Annotated in this window: 2 protein-coding genes; both read right to left on the reverse strand. The window is 41.0% G+C overall.

Annotated elements, in window-relative coordinates; genetic code table 11:
• Positions 1 to 362: 362 nt before the first annotated feature.
• Positions 363 to 1,616, reverse strand: a complete 1,254-nt coding sequence (locus tag A142_RS16950) for an HD-GYP domain-containing protein (protein WP_019822263.1) — start codon at positions 1,614 to 1,616, stop codon at positions 363 to 365.
• A gap of 83 nt (positions 1,617 to 1,699) precedes the next feature.
• The gene (locus tag A142_RS16955; protein ID WP_017055297.1) at positions 1,700 to 2,107 is read right to left on the reverse strand and encodes a VOC family protein; all 408 of its coding nucleotides are present in this window, start codon (positions 2,105 to 2,107) and stop codon (positions 1,700 to 1,702) included.
• Positions 2,108 to 2,448 lie beyond the last annotated feature (341 nt).

The following is a 2,448-nucleotide window of genomic DNA, read 5'->3' on the forward strand; positions in this document are numbered from 1 at the left end:
TGATAGGTTTAAATTGTTAAAGAGCTTCTCTTCGTTGTGACTTACATCACTTCGGAAGAGGCGGCCATTCTAGCGATTTAATTCTCAGTGTCAAACACTTATTTGGAATTAATTCCTACTTTCTAAAAGTAGGAGCGAATCATCGCTTAAAGCTAGTTGCCTTACTAACATTTCTCGCTGAAGCCTTGTGGCGTCTGCCGTGTCAGTGAGGCGGCATTATAGAGATGCCGCTCATATTGGCAAGCAATAAATGCGTTTTTTATTGAAAAAAGAGGTTAAGCGAAGACATTTCAACCAAGGGCTTATTTATACCACTTTCACCCCAAGTTTCGAACAAATTACCCACAACGACCTGTGGATAACTACTCTCCACTATCAAAAAAGTAAGATAAACGAGCCCTAGGGTTTAGATACTCTCGAACTTGTTCAGGTAATTTGCTTGGATGAACGGCATTAACGATTTTGATCTCTTTAATAAAGAGGTCAATGATCGGAGCTTGGGTTCTTGGCACGCTAGGATCATAGATAAGTACATTTGGATAAAGCATATGTTTAGCGTTAACGGATATCACAATCCCAATCGAATCATTTGAAAGCTGTACTACGGTTCCTGGGGGGTAGACTCCCATGAACTTAACCAACAGCCCCAAGTTATCTTGGCTATATAGATGCTTGCAGCTCTTATATAGGTGGGACAATGCTAAATACGGGATCATTTGTTGAGATTGCGTTTTACCATGGCAAAGGTTATCAAATGCATTAGCCACGGCGACTATCTTGGCAAACTCATCAATCTCATGTTCTTTTAAGCCCTCGGGGTAACCAGAACCATCATTCATCTCATGATGTTGAGCGATCACCTTTTTGGCACTTTCAGGAAAGTCATCAATTGCCGATACAATATCTGCACCGTATTTAGTATGAAGTTTCAGGTAGTTCTCTTCGGGCACCGTTAGTGCACTCTGCTTTCTTAGTATCGCGACTGGTATTTTGACCTTGCCTACATCGTGAAACAACGCTGCGAATGAGAGGTCTTTCAATTGCTGTGTGTTATAGCCTTTGGCCTTACCTATCATCAGTGCAACAACCGAAACATTTAGAGTATGAAAGTAAATATCTTCGAAATCCGCTTTGGCATTCATAAGGTGCAAGGTGACGTTATCATCGCTCACTAGAGTTTCAACGATATCATCAACAAGAGCCTTAACCTCCCCTACCGCATCTAAAGGTCTGTTACGGATCTTGGTCATCACAGATCGCATTCGAGCAAGCGAACGTTCAAACTCTCTCTCACAATGACTCACCCTGCGGCGGTAAGAGCTAAGGGTTTCGATACGCTCATGCTTATCTTTCCACATTCTTTCCGTTTCAAGACTTACCTGTGAATCAATATCGACTTCTTGTTCACCTACGTGATTAACAGGTAAAGGTGAGGTATCACTTTGACTCAGGTTTATATAGACGTGCTTAATCCCAAGATGTCGAATTACTTTTACTTGAGCGTCATCTTTGATTTTAAAGCTGTTGAATAAAAATGGGTGTTCATTCCATTTTACGGGGAGTCGTATATGCAGACCGGGCTGAATGCGATCTACGGTAATCTTTATGCTGCCCATTTTTATATATAATATTGATGATTAATCTCTATTTATAATTCTAATAAAACCAAGCAGCAATTTCACTATCCAATTTCACAGGCTCAACTTAAAGAATCACAGTGCACCATCCAACGTATACCAAACTTGTCTTCTACTTTGCCAAATCGAGCTCCCCAAAACGTATCTGCGAGTGGAGTCATTATCCGCCCTCCCTTCTTAAGCTTTTCAAAGATCTGCTCTTGAGTCGCGGTGTCTTCAGTTACAAGAGAGAGTGCTAGGTTGTTCCCTTCTAGTTCTTTTGCCTTTACACCATCAGACATCATGAGCTTCATGCCAAATGCTTCGAACTCAGCATGCATAACCCAATCAGGTTGAGCTCCCTCTATTACCTGTGGTGCATCACTAAAGAGTTGCTTCGATAAAACAACACCGCCAAAACACTTATGATAAAAATCCAACGCTTCATTACAACGACCATCAAAAAACAAGTAAGGGGTTACTGTCAGCATATCTTTCTCCTCTATTGCTACTTTAAACATAGACAATAGAAGCAAAAATTACAGGTAACAGGCTGATTTCAGATGATTAATTTATTGAAGGTTATTACTACGATGGGAATTGATGAGATTTATGAATGAAACATCAAGATCTGACTGATTCGTAATTTGCATCCGAGCCAACAAGCTGGATTTCAAATTCACAAACGCCCAAAACGACGAAAGGTCGCTATAAAAGCGACCTTTCTATATATGGTACCGGTTTAGGCGGACTGATTGGACAGGCATTCCTGCCGCTACCACGAAGGCAACGCTTTCCAAATTCCAGATACAACAAAGCCCCAACTTTCGTT

The organism is Vibrio splendidus 12E03 (genome assembly GCF_000272105.2).
GTDB classification, from domain to species: Bacteria; Pseudomonadota; Gammaproteobacteria; order Enterobacterales; family Vibrionaceae; genus Vibrio; species Vibrio splendidus_I.

Coding starts and splice junctions, on each gene's coding strand:
- A142_RS16950 (WP_019822263.1), bottom strand. CDS start 1,616: ATGGGCAGCATAAAGATTACCGTAGATCGCATTCAGCCCGGTCTGCAT.
- A142_RS16955 (WP_017055297.1), bottom strand. CDS start 2,107: ATGCTGACAGTAACCCCTTACTTGTTTTTTGATGGTCGTTGTAATGAA.